Genomic DNA, 16,735 nt, shown 5'->3' on the forward strand with positions numbered 1-16,735 from the left:
CAAGCTAAAATTGGTGCTGAAATCGCAGGAAAAATTACTCAGATATCGATAGCAAAAGGGCAGCCTGTTAATAAAGGACAACAGATCGTCTTAATTGATCAAGCTGATCTAGCGGCTCAATTAGAGAGTGCGCAAGCTTTGTTTAAACTCAAACAAAAAGAATTCAGTGCCGCTGAGTCGTTAAAAAATCGAGGTTTGCAAGGCGAAGTGGCCTTTGCTTCGGCGCAAGCCGCTTTGGCGGAAGCCAGCGCTGTACAGAGCCGCGCTCAATTGGCTTTGCGTAATACGTCAGTTGTGGCTCCTTTCGATGGCATTGTTCAAGACATCTTGATAGAAAAAGGCGATTTTGTCGGAGTGGGTGACCCGATGGTCACATTTATTGATCTCAGTAAATTAGTGATAGAAGCGGATGTCAGCGAACGGCACATCCAAAAAATCAAACAAAACCAAACCGCTCGCATACGTTTTATTGATGGCACTATCATCGATGGTAAAGTCCGCTATATCTCTCGTGTTTCATCGCCTGCCACCAATACGTTTGCGATTGAAGTCGAGTTTGACAATCCCAATCAGTCTATCCCTGCGGGTGTGAGCGCTGAAGTTGAGATGAGTTTGGAAACGCAACTGGCGGTGAAAATCACGCCCGCCATGCTCGCGCTTGATGATCAAGGAAATTTAGGCGTTAAAACTCTGCAGCAAGATCGTGTTCGTTTTATACCGATAACATTGGTAAAAGCCGAACAGGATGGCGTGTGGCTAACTGGGCTAGGGGAGACGGTGGATATTATCACCGTTGGGCAAGGTTTTGTTCGAGATGGTGATCAGGTGATTGCGGTCAAGAAACCTAACCACTCAGCGCAGTAGGGGGCTTTATGTTTTCCATTATTGATGCGGCGCTATCTCGTTCGCGCACCATGTTATCGCTGCTGATTTTTATCTTGTTTGCTGGTGTGGCGACTTACTTGTCGATCCCTAAAGAATCGAGCCCCGACATTACCATTCCTATCATTTATGTCTCTGTCAGCCATCAAGGTATATCACCGAGTGACGCTGAACGCCTTATCGTACGCCCGCTAGAGCAAGAAATGCGCTCTATTGAAGGGGTAAAAGAGATGACGTCAAATGCCTCTGAAGGTCATGCTTCTGTTGTCTTGGAATTTAATGTTGGCGTCAATCTTGATAAAGCGATGGCAGATGTCCGAGATGCGGTTGATTTGGCTGAACCAAAATTACCAGCAGACAGCGATGAGCCGACTGTGAACGAAGTGACATTCGCATCAGAGCAACCGATATTATCAGTGGTGCTTTATGGCACTTTACCAGAACGAGCTATTGTACAAATTGCAAGGCAGTTGAGAGACAAATTAGAAAGCTACCGACAAGTATTAGAAGTTGATATTGCTGGCGATCGCGAAGATATTGTTGAGATCATCGTCGATCCCCTATTGATGGAAAGTTACGGGCTCGATCAAGGCGATATCTATAATTTAATCGCGCTGAATAATAAAGTCGTTGCGGCTGGTTTTGTCGATACGGGCTACGGACGTTTTTCCGTAAAGGTTCCTTCTGTCTTTGAATCCTTGAAAGATGTATTAGAGCTTCCGGTGAAGGTTGATGGTAAGCAAGTAATCACTTTTGGTGATATCGCGACCGTCAGACGGGCATTTCGAGACCCTGAAAGCTTTGCTCGTTTAGATGGTAAATCGGCGGTGGTGTTAGATGTTAAAAAGCGTGCAGGTGAAAACATTATCGAAACCGTTGAGCTGGTAAAAACGGTGATGACAGAGGCGCAAAAACGGGAAGATTGGCCAAGTAATCTATTGGTCAAATACACGTGGGATGAGTCGAAAGACGTTGAGATCATGCTCAACGATCTGCAGAACAATATCCTATCGGCAATCATCTTAGTTGTAATTGTGATTATTGCTATTTTGGGAATGAGGACCGCCTTGCTGGTTGGAATTTCGATTCCGGGTTCATTTCTAACTGGGCTGTTAGTGTTGTCTGTATTTGGTTTGACCGTCAATATTATCGTGTTATTTGCTCTGATTATGGCGGTTGGCATGTTAGTTGACGGTGCTATAGTTGTGACTGAATTTGCCGATCGGCGTATGCAAGAAGGTATGCCTCGCAAAGAGGCGTACCGTGATGCTGCAAAACGGATGGCATGGCCAATTACCGCATCAACCGCTACCACTTTAGCTGCTTTTGCCCCTCTGCTTTTTTGGCCGGACATCACGGGTGAGTTTATGAAGTACTTGCCCCTCACGCTTATCGCTACTCTGGCCGCATCGTTGATCATGGCATTGCTTTTTGTACCAGTGTTGGGAGGTTTAATTGGCCGACCGCAACATGCTTCGGCTGCCAGTCAAGCACGGATGATTGCTTTACATGAAGGTGATTTTTCCCAAGCGACGGGCATCACCAAGCTCTATTATCACACGTTGGCCATTGCGATTCGTCACCCACTTAAAATACTGTTCAGTGCGATAGTGCTCGCGATTGTGATTGGCTTTGCTTATGCCAAAGCAGGGCTCGGTGCCGAATTCTTCCCAGAGGTGGATCCGCCTTATTTCACCGTTAAAGTTCGTTCTTATGGCGATCTTTCCATCCAAGAAAAAGACACCTTAATGCGAGAAATTGAGCAGGTGATGCTTGGTCATGAGGAATTTGAGAGCGTCTATACTCGAACGGGGGGAGATGATGAAATTGGCCAGATTCAAATTACCCCTGTTGATTGGCAATATCGCCGCACCGTCAAAGCGATTATTGAAGAGCTTAAAAGCACCACGGATCAATTTTCAGGGGTAGAAATTGAGTATAAGTTTCCAGATGCAGGGCCACCCGTTGAACATGATCTGGTGGTTGAAATGTCGGCGCGTACTCCTGAAAACCTTGATACGGCCGCTAAAATGGTCAGAAAGTGGGCTGATAACAATCCCGCGTTGACTAATATCAGTGACACCTCAAATAAAGAAGGAATTGACTGGCGAATTGATATTCGACGTGATGATGCTTCTCGATTTTCAGCCGATGCGACATTGGTAGGTAACACAGTGCAATTTGTGACTAATGGACTAAAAATTGGTGACTACTTGCCTGATGATGCAAACGAAGAGGTCGATATTTTGGTGCGTTATCCAGAGGATAAGCGGGATATTGGTCGATTTGATCAGTTACGGGTCAACACACCCGCAGGTCTGGTGCCGATAACCAATTTTGCGCAGATAAAACCGGATCACAAACAAGATACGATCAAACGGATTGATGGTCGACGGGTTATCGATATTATGGCGGATCTAAAGGAAAGGTATAATCTGGCCCTTGAATTGCCGAAAGTTACTCAAGCATTGTCGGAACTGAATTTACCTAATGGGGTGGAGTTTAAATTACGAGGGCAAAATGAAGAGCAGGAACATTCTTCAGAATTTCTAAAAAATGCCTTTTTGATTGCGCTGGTGGTTATGGGGTTAATTCTGGTTACGCAATTTAATAGTTTTTACCAAGCATTCCTCATTTTAAGTGCAGTACTGTTTTCAACGGTCGGAGTATTTGCTGGTCTGCTGATTTTCCAAAAACCTTTCGGCATTATTATGTCAGGTATTGGGGTCATCGCCTTGGCCGGCATCGTGGTAAATAACAATATCGTATTAATAGATACTTATAATCAACTGATACGCAGAGGCTTGTCAAAACAAGAGGCGATTTTACGCACTGGTGTTCAGCGTTTAAGGCCCGTTTTATTGACCACAGTGACGACTATTTTAGGGTTATTGCCAATGGTGCTGGAGATGAACATCGATTTGATTAACCAGAAAATTGAGTTTGGCGCTCCCAGTACGCAATGGTGGTCACAACTCGCCACGGCCGTTGCGGGAGGCCTTGCTTTTGCTACTGTCTTAACGTTAGTACTTACGCCTTGCTTGTTGATGTTGGGGCGTAAGGAACCAACACGGACTCTCGAAGAGTAATCGGCTCAATCATTACACAATGAGGCCCACATGATTGGTGGGCCTTTTCTTATTCTTTATTGGCATAGAGTAATTGGCTATAGCGTTCTAGCTTCCCAAGCCTAATTTGAGCATTGGCGATAAAGGTGGTTTTTGCTTGGCCCGTTAAGGATTTAGATTGCGGTAAAGAGACCGTTCTAGGGTTTTTGTGTACACCGTTGACCAAAAATTCATAGTGAAGATGAGGGCCGGTGACTCTGCCCGTCCCGCCTAATGTACCAATCGTTTGTCCTTGTTTGACTCGCTGACCTGTTTTAACCATGCGTCGTTGTAAGTGCAAATATTTGGTAATGTAGGTATTACTGTGACGTATAAACACATAATTACCATTAAATTGGTTGTAACTTGATTTTTCAACCACACCATCGCCAGCAGCCCAAATCGGGGTACCAACGGGCGCGGCGTAATCGGTTCCTCTGTGTGCAGTGACTTTTCCTGTGACGGGATGGCGACGCACAGGATTAAAATTCGATGTTACGCGACGAAAATCGATCGGCGAGCGCAAAAAAGCCTTTTTCATGGCTCGGCCATTTTCGTCATAGTAATTACCCGTAGCATCGTCCAATATTGCTGTGAACGTCGTTCCTTGGTTGGTAAAAGCGGCGGCAATAATATTTCCGCGGCCAATCACTTCACCTTCCACCACTTTTTCTTGGAATAGCAGCTTAAATTGGTCACCTTCACGAATATCTAACGCAAAATCGACATCCCAACCAAATATCCCCGCCAGCTCCATAATTTGATTTGCAGTTAAACCCGCGCTTATCCCCGCGTTCCAAAAATTTGAAGTAATACTCGCTTCAGCATAGTTGTACTGGAACATCAGCTCTTTTTTATCAAACTCAGAAGTAAAGCCATCGCCCGATTTAGTGATGCGAAAGCTTTCAAAAGCGCTAATAATGCGATTGAGTTGAACAAGTTCATTATTTTCATCAAAGCCAAATTGCAGCTCATCTCCTGGCTTAAGTCGTGACAGCTGGCTGTCAATATCACGATTTGTAGCCGTGAGTTGATAGAGTAAGAGAGCAGAAAGCCCAATTCGCTGAAATAATACCGCAGCACTTTCGCCAGGTTTAACTCGATAAGTTTCCCAACGTAACATCGCCGACGGAGATATGGGCACCCCGGTGGAGAGGGCTTCAGCATTAATGGTTAATGGATAGTGACGACCGATTTCTAGACGATTCGGATCTTTAGCAAGCTCTTCTGGATTTGGCAGAAATACCAGCGCGAAAACCATGAGAGCGCTTAAAAAGGCGATGAGGGTTCGATGCACCAAAGGGAGACGAGCAAAAATTGAAAGCATATCTAGGTTCGTTTAGTCAATTATAAAGAAATTAGCCAGTTCATTAGTCTAACTGGTTTCAAAAAGCATCGCTATTCAAGTAAGATGTTCAACTATTAAATTTTGCCAAATCTGTAGGAGTGAACAAGAATGGCGAGTATTGAAGCGGCTTTAGCTGAAATTAAACGCGGCGTTGAAGAGCTAATCCCAGAAGATGAATTGATTTCGAAACTGAAAGAAAACCGTCCACTGCGTATTAAATTAGGTGCTGATCCAACGGCTCCTGATATCCATCTTGGACATACGGTGATCCTCAATAAATTGCGTGCATTTCAAGATTTGGGCCATGAAGTCACCTTTTTGATTGGTGATTTCACGGGTATGGTTGGTGACCCAAGCGGTAAAAATACCACGCGTCCACCGATCACTCGTGACGATGTTTTGCGTAATGCTGAAACCTATAAGACACAAGTGTTTAAGATTCTTGATCCGGCTAAAACGAAAATTCAGTTTAACTCTGAATGGTTGTCTTTATTTGGCGCGGAAGGCATGATCCGTCTTGCATCGAACCAAACGGTGGCACGCATGCTAGAGCGCGATGATTTCAAAAAGCGCTACGCTAATGGTCAGCCTATTGCCATTCATGAATTCATGTATCCACTCCTACAGGGTTATGATTCAGTCGCGATGGAGACAGATGTTGAGCTTGGCGGTACTGACCAAAAATTCAACCTATTGATGGGCCGTGAACTGCAAAAAGCACATGGTCAAAAACCACAAGTTGTCTTGATGATGCCACTGCTTGTTGGTTTGGATGGCGAGAAAAAAATGTCCAAATCTGCGCACAACTACATTGGTGTCAGTGAATCGCCAAGTGAAATGTTTGGCAAAATCATGTCGATTTCTGACACATTAATGTGGAGCTACTACGAGCTGCTTTCTTTCCGTCCATTGGAAGAAGTCACACAGTTCAAAGCTGATGTTGAAAATGGCACCAACCCACGCGATCTCAAAATCTTGTTGGCGAAAGAGATCATTGCACGTTTTCACTCTAAAGAAGAGGCGGATGCGGCTGAGCAAGAGTTCATCAACCGCTTCCAAAAAGGTGCGATGCCAGAAGAGATGGCAGAATTTGAATTTGCAGCGGGTATTGCTATCACTAACCTGCTCAAAGAGGCGGGTTTAGTGGCTTCAACGTCTGATGCGATGCGAATGATCAAGCAAGGCGGTGCCAAACAAGATGGCGAAAAAATCGACGACAGCAAAAATGTACCAGCCACGGGGACTTATGTTTACCAAGTCGGCAAGCGTAAGTTCGCACGAGTTACTGTAAAGTAACAATCACAATAAAGTGAACCGTTATTCATCAAAGCTCATCAAAGCGCCCAAGGGCGCTTTTTTAAATTAGAACCAGCGGTATTAGTTAGCCCAGTACTGCCTTCTATCGTCGATATTTCGGCTATGTGGATATACTTTAACGTGGTGAACTATTCATTAGAACTGAGCTGGCTGAACTTAACGACATCTTCAAAGAAGAGCGTCTCAAATTGAGCAATTGGGGCGGTAACACTAGTGTTATTGCCTTGATCTTGCGGATAATAATCAGTGATGAATTGAACAAATAATGTACTCGGTTTTCCTTGTTTATCTAAACCGAAGCCCGCCATGTTATGCGTTCCATAAAGCGAACCACTTTTGGCAATCAGCTGCCCTTGTATAGCTTGTCCACGCATACTACGTCGGTACTGTAAGGTACCGGATTCACCTGCTTTAGGCATGATATCAATAAGCTTAAGGGTTTGATTATTAATCCAAATGTAATTCAGCACATCCACCATGTTTTGTACTGAAAGGCGGTTGTTACGTGATAAACCCGAACCATCAGCCAACTGAGCTTGTGCCAAGTTGATGCCTGTTCGAGAAAAAAGGATCTGCTTGATCGCCTCGGTGCCATTACTAAAACTGCCGGGTTGAATAAAAAAATGCTGGCCAAGTGTTTTGGTTAAACTGTCAGCAATCAAATTGTCAGACTCTTTAAGCATCATATCTAACAACGGGTACAGTGGCATAGATTGATGTGTTGCTATCAATGAACCCTTTTCTATGCTCAGCTCATCTTGCTTTACACCCAGCTTAACCTCGCCTAGCAATTCAATGCCCACTTGTTTGAGTTGCTTATAAATCATACGTGTGGCGTATAAGTTTGGGTCTTGCACGGCAAACTTTAGTGGTAGAGGTTGTGTTCGCTCGGCCAAACAGCCGTCGAGCTGGTAATGGTTCTGCTCTGAAGTGCGCAGTTCTAAATCACAGCGAGCACTCTCTTGTTCAGTCTTAGTGACACTTCTTGCGTAGCTGGTCACGTGAATGAGATAGTGCTCAGGCACATAAACCCGAGTTTTCCCGTTCGGTTGCGTATAAATAGAGGCTTGCACACAATTACCATCCAGTGTGATTGCACTTGATGGGGCGCTATAGCATACCCCCAGAATATCCCAAGGTGATCCAACCGCGCGGTCGTAACCTGAAAAGGCTGAATTATCTAACCAAAGGTTGCCTTTTATTTGTGAGATTCCCTGTTTTTTTAGCTCGCTGAGTAGCTGCTTCATATCTTGGCTGGTTAACGTAGGGTCGCCAGAGAAGTGAATAACAATGTCATCGCCATGTTGAGTTAGCTGAGTCGTGAAGCGAAATTGTTCGCCAAGCTCTAGCGTGGCGGCAAGCGCGGTGAGTATTTTTAAAGTGCTGGCAGGAGGGAAAAGCGCTTGTATGTTATTAGTATCTTGAAAAACCTGTTCAGTGGCTAAAGAGTGAACGAATAAACCCACCCGAGTACCTTGTGGCAGTGTTTGCAAAGGCGTATACGCCAAAGTCGATAAAGGAAAGAAGAAGGAGAGGATGAATAAAAAAGCACTGCGGTTTAATAAGAGCATAACACGGCATTTCAGGGCGGAGTGTGCATACAGTATAGCGAGATAAAAAAACGCCTGCTAGCAAGCAGGCGTTTTAAATCTATGACATTAAGCCAAGAATTAGAAGTCGTAACGTAGACCTAGTGCTAGTTCGTCTTCAGATGCAGCTTTGCCTACTTTGTCTGAATCAAGTAGGTTGAAGTTGTAAGAGATGTACGAACGGAAGTTAGGTTTGAAGAAGTAAGTTGCATCAACTGCAAAGCTATCCGCTTCATCTTTTTTAGCGCCAGAAGTTTTAGACTCTAGGTAGTTGTATGTAGAAGTGAATACAGCTTGACCCATAGTGTATTTTGCTGCTAGCTCATAACCAGTTTTATCTGTTTTGCTTGCTGCTTTGTCTTGACCATCAACAAAAGCACCAGCGAAGTAGAAATCAGAGATAGCGTAAGATGCAGCAAGCATGTACTCGTTTTGAGTATCTTGGTCAGCATAACCCGCACCTAGCTTAACGCCAGTGTCGCCGATTGCATAAATAGCCGATAGAGAGTAGCCGTCTTGACCGTTATCTACATATTTATCGTTGGTAGTATCAACTGAAGCATCAGAAAAACGGTAGCTTGCTTTAACGCCTAGGTTATCGAATTGACCTTTATAAGCCACCATGTTGTCTACGCGGTCTGCTACGGCGATTTGATACGCTGCTGAGTTGCCGTGGTATGACATGATATCGGTAAAGTCAGTGATAACACCTAGCGCGCCGTCGTTTTTACCGTAAGTCACTTCACCGAAGTTACCGCCGATACCAGCATAAGTGTAACGGTTATCAACAGTGTTTGAACCTCTTACGTCATTACCGCTAGCATCAGTGTCTGCTGTTGTAAACTCACCTTCGTAGAAACCAACACCGTATAGGCTATCGTTGATCGCTACTTTACCTAGGAAGTTTAGACGCACGCGTGATACATCTTCCGCTTTGCCATCTTTAAGAGAAAGACGTGCTTCTGCGCGGCCACCCATTTCTAGAGATGTACCGTCTTGGTTGTATAGCTCACCAGCATTTACACCAGTTACTACTGCAGCAGCTGCAGCAGCTGATACTGCTAAAGCAATCAGAGTTTTGTTCATCTTATTAGTCCTAATTTACTGTCCATAAATATTTTTATTTGCGACGTCTATATCGTCCTTCGAGTGCTTTTGAACATTGAGTTGCATAGGTTGGGTTTTGTAAACCTTCACTAACGAACAACCAAACGTTACTAGCATTTCGTATTCTACTTTTTACTCTTAAGTTCCGAAATTAGTTAGTAAAATGATATAAAACAGGTTTATGAACACCGTTTTATTTCATGTAAATAAATATCAAGATTTTGTTTTTAAAGTGTTTTTTTTGTTTTTATTAACTGGTCTGAATAGTTCTAATTTTTATTTTTTTTTAGCGAGGTGGGTCGTTTTTTTAAACAAAAACATTGGCTTAAATGAGGTTTGCGTCTATTTATTATCATATTCTTACGGGCACGTTGACGAACATCTGACACTGATGAGTTGTGATTTAAGATGATTTAGTCACGAAGTTTGATTACACTATTTAGCAACTATGTTAATCCATGTACTACCTAACCTTTGTGGTTGGGTAGTTTTGTTTTGCCCAAATACGAATTTTGGCACTAGAGGTATACAATGGAAAAAGTTCCAATGACAGTTCGTGGTGAACAGTTGCTGCGTGAAGAGTTAGATCGGCTGTTAAAATTACGTCCTCAAATTACCCAAGCAATTGCAACCGCACGTGAACTTGGCGATTTAAAAGAAAATGCGGAATATCACGCAGCTCGAGAAGAGCAAGGTATTTGTGAGGCTCAAATCCGTGATATCGAATATAAGCTATCTGTGGCTCAGGTGATTGATATCACTAAAATGGAAAATACAGGTAAAGTGATTTTTGGTTCAACAGTGACATTGATTGATAGTAATACTGATGAAGTGAAACGCTACCAGATTGTGGGTGAAGATGAAGCTGAGATTAAATCTGGGCGCATTTCTGTCAGCTCACCGATTGCCCGCGGTTTGATCGGTAAAATGGAAGGTGATGAGGTGATTATCGCCACCCCTGGTGGTGATAAAGATTTCGAAATCGATAAAGTTGAATACCTCTAATTCATTTCAACAACAATCAAAAAGGTCGCAGTGTGCGACCTTTTTTTGTCTGTATCCATCAGAGTCAGAGCGTCAATGACGCGACTGATTACTTACGAGGGATCTCGATTTTACGTTGCTCTGTTTGACGAAATAGTACGAGAATCTTACCAATGGTTTGTACTTTTTCTGCACCAGTCTCACGCACGATAGCATCGATAATCAACTGCTTAGTTTCGCGATCTTCGGATGCGACTTTCACTTTGATCAGTTCGTGGTGGTTGAGGGCAATCTCGATTTCCGCTAGAACAGCCTCAGTGAGTCCATTCGCGCCCATCAGTACAACAGGTTTCAAACTGTGTGCTAGGCCTTTAAGGTGCTGCTTTTGTTTGGTGCTTAGGTTCATTATGCGGCCAATTTTATTTAATATAAGGGTTGAAAAAAGCTATTTTAACGCCATCTATCCCTGAAGACTATATTTTCTACCATACTTTCTTGGATGGAAACATTTCAGTTAGGAATCGAATGAGTAAACAGAAGCATTCGGCCAGCTCCAGCCGCTGGTTGAAAGAACATTTTGATGATAAATACGTGAATGAAGCCAAAAAGAGAGGTTATCGTTCGCGTGCTATTTTCAAAATAGAAGAGATTCAAAATAAAGATAAACTGCTTAGACCTGGAATGACGGTTGTGGATTTAGGGGCGGCTCCCGGCGGTTGGTCTCAATATTCAGCGGGTATCGTCGGTGATAAAGGTCGAGTGATCGCGTGTGATATTTTACCTATGGATCCTATTGTCGGTGTTGCTTTTTTACAGGGCGATTTTCGTGAAGAGGCCGTGCTGGAAGCACTATTAGATCGTATACAGCCTGATATGGTTGATGTAGTGATGTCAGACATGGCACCTAACATCGCCGGAAATAATTCGGTTGATCAGCCAAGGGCAATGTATTTGGTCGAACTAGCTCTAGATATGTGTCGACAAGTTCTTACTCCAAATGGTAGTTTTGTGGTCAAGGTTTTTCAGGGAGAAGGCTTTGATGACTATGTCAAAGAAGTTCGAAACCTGTTTAAAGTCGTGAAAATAAGAAAACCAGACTCTTCGCGAGCTCGCTCAAGAGAAGTCTTTGTTGTAGCCACTGGTTACAAAGGTTAACGTTTTTGCTGTACAAGGCATAAGTTAACATATGGCTACAGGTTACAAACTGTAGTACCCTACCTTTAATTACAATTAGTTATCGCGAGGCTTACACCTTGAGTGATATGGCAAAAAATTTAATTCTGTGGCTAGTTATAGCTGTCGTTTTAATGTCGGTATTCCAGAGCTTTGGCCCTGGTGATAGTAGCGGCAAAGCAGTGGATTACACCACGTTCGTACAGGAAGTTGGCCAAGGCCAGATTCAAGAAGCTCAATTTAACAATAGTGAAATTGCCTTTACTCGTAGAGGAGGCGGTACTCGCTATGTAACTTACATGCCTGTGTATGATCAAAAACTGCTTGATGATTTGATTAATCAAAACGTTAAAGTACAAGGCACACCACCAGAAGAACAAAGTTTGCTCGGAACCATTTTTATCTCTTGGTTCCCGATGATCCTACTGATCGGTGTTTGGATATTCTTCATGCGTCAAATGCAAGGTGGCGGTGGCAAAGGTGCCATGTCATTTGGTAAGAGCAAAGCTCGTATGATGGGTGAAGAGCAGATCAAAACCACGTTTGGTGATGTAGCGGGTTGTGACGAAGCTAAAGAAGATGTGAAAGAGCTTGTGGATTACTTGCGTGACCCAAGCCGATTCCAAAAACTGGGTGGGAAAATCCCAACGGGTGTATTGATGGTTGGCCCTCCAGGTACAGGTAAAACATTACTGGCAAAAGCAATTGCTGGTGAGGCGAAAGTACCGTTCTTCACTATATCTGGTTCTGATTTCGTTGAAATGTTTGTTGGTGTCGGTGCATCTCGTGTACGTGACATGTTCGAGCAAGCGAAAAAGGCTTCACCTTGTATCATCTTTATTGATGAGATTGATGCGGTAGGTCGCCAACGTGGTGCTGGTGTCGGCGGTGGTCACGATGAGCGTGAGCAGACGTTAAACCAAATGTTGGTTGAAATGGATGGTTTTGAAGGCAATGAAGGCGTTATCGTCATTGCAGCAACCAACCGTCCAGACGTTTTAGACCCAGCATTGCTGCGTCCGGGGCGTTTTGACCGTCAAGTGGTGGTCGGTTTACCTGATGTTCGCGGTCGTGAACAAATTTTGAAAGTTCATATGCGCAAAGTCCCTTTAGCTGGTGATGTTGAACCTTCATTGATTGCTCGCGGAACACCGGGTTTCTCTGGTGCCGATTTGGCAAACTTAGTGAACGAGGCGGCGTTATTCTCTGCTCGCGGTAACAAACGCAATGTTTCAATGGTTGAGTTTGAGTTAGCAAAAGACAAAATCATGATGGGTGCTGAACGTCGTTCGATGGTGATGTCTGAAGAAACGAAAGCATCGACAGCTTATCATGAAGCAGGACACGCCATTGTTGGTCGTTTGGTACCTGAACATGACCCTGTTTATAAAGTATCGATTATTCCACGTGGTCGAGCTTTAGGTGTGACGATGTACTTGCCTGAACAAGACCGAGTCAGCATGTCTAAGCTGCATCTTGAGTCTATGATTTCAAGCTTGTATGGCGGTCGTTTAGCTGAAGAGTTAATTTACGGCCCAGAAAACGTTTCAACTGGTGCATCAAACGATATCGAACGCGCGACAGCTATTGCTCGTAAGATGGTTACGCAATGGGGCTTTTCGGAAAAACTTGGCCCATTGTTGTACGCAGAAGATGAAGGTGAAGTGTTTTTAGGGCGCAGCGTGACTCAAACTAAGCATGTGTCTGAAGATACGGCTAAGTTGATTGATGACGAAGTGCGTAAAATTATTGATCGCAACTATGATCGTGCGCGTAAAATCCTTGAAGATAACATGGACATTATGCACACAATGAAAGATGCGTTGATGAAATACGAAACGATTGATGCAGGCCAAATTGATGACTTAATGGAGCGTAAAACCGAGATTCGTGAACCTGCAGGATGGGCTGATCAAGCCAAAGCTCAAGCAGAAAAAGCGGAAGCGGAAAAAGCTCAAGAGCCAAAAGTAGAGCCAGCAGCAGAAGACGAAGTAACCACTGAGTCTTCAGAAAAGAAAGATGCTGAGTAATCGTTAATATTCAAATTAAACCCCGAGCTTTCTCGGGGTTTTTCTGTTTTAGAGCAAAATGAAGATTCAAACCCCAACAAAGACACTTATCCTCGATCGTCCTCATGTCATGGGTATCTTGAACATGACACCGGATTCATTTTCCGATGGTGGTAAATTTAACGCGCTAGATCTGGCACTAGAGCATGCCGATAAAATGATTGCCGCAGGTGTCAGTATTATTGACATTGGAGGGGAGTCAACTCGGCCGGGCGCTCCAGAAGTGACTCTCGATGACGAATTATCTCGTGTTATTCCTATTATTAAAGCTATTCGTGCAAAGCATGACGTCTGGATTTCAATTGACACCAGTAAAGCTGAGGTGATGCGTCAGGCGGTTGAGGCTGGTGCTGACTTGATTAATGATGTTCGTGCACTGCAAGAGCCGGGGGCATTAGAGGTTGCGGCTAAAGCACAAGTGCCTGTCTGTATCATGCATATGCAAGGCCAGCCACGAACGATGCAAACTAGCCCACATTATCAAGATGTGTTAGCTGATGTTAAGCTCTTTCTAGAAGATCGAGTCGCAGCGTGCACGCGCGCGGGGATCGCGCGCGAAAATATTATTCTCGATCCTGGTTTTGGATTTGGCAAAACCGTTGAGAATAATTATCATCTGCTTGCTCATTTAGATGCCTTTCATCAATTTGGTTTGCCGATATTGGCTGGAATGTCTCGTAAGTCAATGATTTTTAAACTACTCAATAAAAAACCAGCTGAATGTATGGTGGCGAGCGTTACCTGCGCAGCTGTTGCTGCAATGAAAGGTGCACACATTATTCGGGTTCATGATGTGAACGAAACCATTGAAGCAATGAAAATAGTACAAACCATTATTCAAAATAGTTAACAATAATAATTAAGGAAAAACCATGTCTGACAAAAGACGTTACTTTGGTACAGATGGTGTCCGCGGTAAGGTTGGACAGTATCCTATCACTCCCGATTTCGTATTAAAGCTTGGCTGGGCGGCCGGTCGTGTATTGGCAAAAAAAGGCACGAAAAAAGTCATTATTGGTAAAGATACGCGTATTTCAGGCTATATGCTTGAGTCGGCTTTAGAGGCGGGCTTAGCCGCCGCAGGATTAAAAGCAATTTTTACCGGACCTATGCCGACGCCAGCGGTTGCTTACCTGACTCAAACCTTTCGTGCGGAAGCGGGGATCGTTATCTCAGCGTCGCATAATCCTTATTACGATAACGGCATCAAATTCTTCTCATCCGAAGGGACTAAATTACCTGATGAAATTGAATTGGAGATCGAAGCTGAATTGGATAAACCGATTGAGTGTGTCGAGTCTGCCGAACTTGGTAAGGCTTCACGAATGGTCGATGCTGCAGGGCGATATATTGAGTTTTGTAAAAGTACCTTTCCATCGCAATGGAATTTATCAAAGCTGAAAATCGTCGTTGACTGTGCTCATGGTGCCACCTATCACATCGCGCCTAATGTGTTTAAGGAACTTGGCGCTGAAGTGATAGCAATGGGGGTTGAGCCAGATGGTCTGAATATTAATGACGAAGTTGGAGCAACGGATGTCCGTGCGTTGCAACAGCGCGTTGTGGCAGAAAAAGCAGATTTAGGACTGGCATTTGATGGTGATGGCGATCGCTTAATTATGGTTGATGAGCTTGGCAATAAAGTGGATGGAGATCAAATTGCCTATATCATCGCCCGTGATGCCCTGCGACGCGGAGAATTAAAAGGTGGTGTTGTTGGAACGCTAATGACAAACCTTGGTATGGAAAACGGCTTAAAGCAGTTAGGTATCCCTTTTGTGCGCGCGGCGGTTGGCGACCGTTATGTGATGGAAAAATTGCTGGCAAAAGGTTGGAAAATTGGCGCGGAAAATTCAGGGCACATCATACTGCTAGACAAAGTGACTACGGGTGATGCGATTGTTGCGGCGTTGCAAGTTCTTGCTTCCGTTGTGGGCAGTGAAATGTCGCTCAATGAACTGGCTAAAGGCATGACGCTTTACCCGCAGGTTTTAGAAAACGTACGTTTTAGTGGTTATTCCAACCCATTAGAAGCTGAAGCGGTAAAAGCGGCTGTAGCTGCCGTAGAAGCGGAACTTGGTAACCAAGGTCGAGTGCTCTTGCGTAAATCAGGTACTGAACCTTTATTGCGCGTGATGGTGGAAGGGGAAGATGCTGAGCTAGTAAAAAATTCAGCATTAAAGATAGCGCAAGCGGTTAAAGATAATTGCTAACCAGAAAAATAATATGAGTTAACCTAGGATTTCATGACCGTAATTCGGCTTGAAATCTTATGGTTAGCTATACATATAGGGTGTTGTTGCCCTTTTTTTAACCGCTTGAAGCATAAACTCCATTTTTTTATAAAATACTCCTTGTCAGCATGGGATGCATTCGTTAGTATTGCGTCCGCCTTCGTTGAGGAGGTCGCTAGCCTTGTTCAAGTCAGTTGATAAGAACGGCGCTGGCTCAACTATTTGGAACATAGGTGGAAGTAATGTTTACAGTTCTACTTGTGATTTACCTGTTGGCAGCGCTTGGTATCATTGGCCTAGTGTTAATTCAACAAGGTAAAGGCGCAGATATGGGAGCCTCTTTCGGTGCTGGCGCGTCAAACACTGTGTTTGGTGCTAGTGGCTCAGGAAATTTCCTAACCCGAATGACTGCAATTTTTGCAACCGTATTCTTTATTCTTAGTTTGGCATTGGGCAATTTGTCTACGCATAAAACTGAATCACAATGGATTGACCCAACTAAAGGTCAAGTGATTGAGCAAACTACGGATACAGCGAGTGACGTGCCAGTAAAATCTGGTGACGAAATCCCGCAATAACTTATCTTAGATAAGTACAAATAATTGCCGAGATGGTGAAATTGGTAGACACACTAGCATGAGGTGCTAGCGCCTTAGGTGTGAGGGTTCGAGTCCCTCTCTCGGCACCATTATTTACAAACTTGTAAATCACTTGATAGAGCGTATAATGCTCGCAAGTCGGACGCGGGGTGGAGCAGCTTGGTAGCTCGTCGGGCTCATAACCCGAAGGTCGTCGGTTCAAATCCGGCCCCCGCAACCAATTCTTTTTGGGTTTTGGATGCAAGTTTGTGCAGTGTCAACCTCACTGCAATTGAGAATTTAGATTCTCAATCATCAGGGTCCAGCAACAAAAAACCCCGACTAAT

13 protein-coding genes and 2 tRNA genes are annotated in these 16,735 nt (G+C 44.0%); 11 read left to right on the plus strand and 4 right to left on the minus strand.

Annotated elements, in window-relative coordinates; genetic code table 11:
* Both VOR_RS0104430 and VOR_RS0104435 read left to right on the plus strand, forming a co-directional pair.
* Positions 1–864, plus strand: an 864-nt coding sequence (locus tag VOR_RS0104430) for an efflux RND transporter periplasmic adaptor subunit (protein WP_010318521.1), incomplete at its 5' end; no start/stop codon positions are given.
* Positions 865–872: 8 nt separating this feature from the next.
* A complete protein-coding gene (locus VOR_RS0104435) occupies positions 873–3,971 on the plus strand; it encodes an efflux RND transporter permease subunit (RefSeq protein ID WP_010318522.1) in 3,099 nt (1,032 codons plus the stop codon).
* Positions 3,972–4,020: 49 nt separating this feature from the next.
* Here the strand turns inward: VOR_RS0104435 and shyC are convergent, their stop codons facing one another.
* Entirely contained in the window at positions 4,021–5,316 is a 1,296-nt protein-coding gene (gene shyC, locus VOR_RS0104440; RefSeq protein WP_010318523.1) for a peptidoglycan DD-endopeptidase ShyC, read from the minus strand.
* A 129-nt stretch (positions 5,317–5,445) separates the two neighbouring features.
* On the opposite strand from shyC, the gene tyrS reads away from it, so the two are divergent.
* Complete coding sequence (tyrS, locus tag VOR_RS0104445; RefSeq protein ID WP_010318524.1) at positions 5,446–6,633, plus strand: tyrosine--tRNA ligase; 1,188 nt, start codon at positions 5,446–5,448, stop codon at positions 6,631–6,633.
* 149 nt (positions 6,634–6,782) lie between these two features.
* Here tyrS and dacB read toward each other — a convergent pair whose 3' ends face one another.
* Positions 6,783–8,225 (minus strand): serine-type D-Ala-D-Ala carboxypeptidase, encoded by a 1,443-nt coding sequence (gene dacB, locus VOR_RS0104450; protein WP_010318525.1) that lies wholly within the window; start codon positions 8,223–8,225, stop codon positions 6,783–6,785.
* 99 nt (positions 8,226–8,324) lie between these two features.
* Positions 8,325–9,329, minus strand: a complete 1,005-nt coding sequence (gene ompU / locus VOR_RS0104455; protein ID WP_010318526.1) for a porin OmpU — start codon at positions 9,327–9,329, stop codon at positions 8,325–8,327.
* A gap of 552 nt (positions 9,330–9,881) precedes the next feature.
* On the opposite strand from ompU, the gene greA reads away from it, so the two are divergent.
* Entirely contained in the window at positions 9,882–10,355 is a 474-nt protein-coding gene (gene greA, locus VOR_RS0104465; RefSeq protein ID WP_010318528.1) for a transcription elongation factor GreA, read from the plus strand.
* A gap of 88 nt (positions 10,356–10,443) precedes the next feature.
* Here greA and yhbY read toward each other — a convergent pair whose 3' ends face one another.
* On the minus strand, positions 10,444–10,740 hold the full coding sequence (gene yhbY / locus VOR_RS0104470) for a ribosome assembly RNA-binding protein YhbY (RefSeq protein ID WP_010318529.1): 297 nt from the start codon (positions 10,738–10,740) through the stop codon (positions 10,444–10,446).
* A 119-nt stretch (positions 10,741–10,859) separates the two neighbouring features.
* Between yhbY and rlmE the strand changes: the two genes are divergently transcribed.
* The 7 genes from rlmE to VOR_RS0104505 all read left to right on the plus strand — a co-directional run bounded on the left by rlmE (position 10,860) and on the right by VOR_RS0104505 (position 16,629).
* Positions 10,860–11,489, plus strand: a complete 630-nt coding sequence (gene rlmE, locus VOR_RS0104475; protein ID WP_010318530.1) for a 23S rRNA (uridine(2552)-2'-O)-methyltransferase RlmE — start codon at positions 10,860–10,862, stop codon at positions 11,487–11,489.
* 107 nt (positions 11,490–11,596) lie between these two features.
* Positions 11,597–13,537, plus strand: a complete 1,941-nt coding sequence (gene ftsH / locus VOR_RS0104480; protein WP_010318531.1) for an ATP-dependent zinc metalloprotease FtsH — start codon at positions 11,597–11,599, stop codon at positions 13,535–13,537.
* A gap of 58 nt (positions 13,538–13,595) precedes the next feature.
* Complete coding sequence (folP, locus tag VOR_RS0104485) at positions 13,596–14,426, plus strand: dihydropteroate synthase (RefSeq protein WP_010318532.1); 831 nt, start codon at positions 13,596–13,598, stop codon at positions 14,424–14,426.
* A 22-nt stretch (positions 14,427–14,448) separates the two neighbouring features.
* Positions 14,449–15,789, plus strand: a complete 1,341-nt coding sequence (glmM, locus tag VOR_RS0104490; protein WP_010318533.1) for a phosphoglucosamine mutase — start codon at positions 14,449–14,451, stop codon at positions 15,787–15,789.
* A 263-nt stretch (positions 15,790–16,052) separates the two neighbouring features.
* On the plus strand, positions 16,053–16,388 hold the full coding sequence (gene secG, locus VOR_RS0104495; RefSeq protein WP_010318534.1) for a preprotein translocase subunit SecG: 336 nt from the start codon (positions 16,053–16,055) through the stop codon (positions 16,386–16,388).
* Between the two features lie 26 nt (positions 16,389–16,414).
* Positions 16,415–16,498, plus strand: a tRNA-Leu gene (locus VOR_RS0104500).
* A 54-nt stretch (positions 16,499–16,552) separates the two neighbouring features.
* Positions 16,553–16,629 (plus strand) — tRNA-Met (locus VOR_RS0104505).
* Positions 16,630–16,735 lie beyond the last annotated feature (106 nt).

Source organism: Vibrio ordalii ATCC 33509 (genome assembly GCA_000257205.1).
Classification (GTDB): Bacteria; Pseudomonadota; Gammaproteobacteria; order Enterobacterales; family Vibrionaceae; genus Vibrio; species Vibrio ordalii.